The organism is Stenotrophomonas sp. SrG (genome assembly GCF_050031795.1).
GTDB lineage: Bacteria > Pseudomonadota > Gammaproteobacteria > Xanthomonadales > Xanthomonadaceae > Stenotrophomonas > Stenotrophomonas rhizophila_A.
Map to the genome: position 1 here is coordinate 1 of NZ_JBNBBE010000205.1, position 279 is coordinate 279.

Consider the following 279-nt stretch of genomic DNA (forward strand, 5'->3'; position numbering starts at 1 on the left):
GGTGATCGGCGGTTCGTTCGGCGCCGGCAACTACGGCATGTGCGGCCGCGCCTACGCGCCCAACTACCTGTGGATGTGGCCGAACGCGCGCATCGGCGTGATGGGCGGCGAGCAGGCGGCCAGCGAACTGGCCACGGTGAAGCGTGATGGCATTGAAGCCAAGGGCGGGCAGTGGTCGGCGCCGGACGAAGACACCTTCAAGACGCCAATCCGCGACCAGTTCGAGCAGCAGGGCCACCCCGACTACGCCCGCGCGCGGGTGTGGGAGGACGGCGTGAT

Annotated in this window: 1 protein-coding gene; it reads left to right on the forward strand. The window is 69.2% G+C overall.

Translation table 11 applies throughout. The annotated features are described in order from the left end of the window. On the forward strand, positions 1–279 hold a 279-nt coding region (locus tag ACQG3P_RS19550; protein ID WP_426805970.1), incomplete at both ends, for a carboxyl transferase domain-containing protein.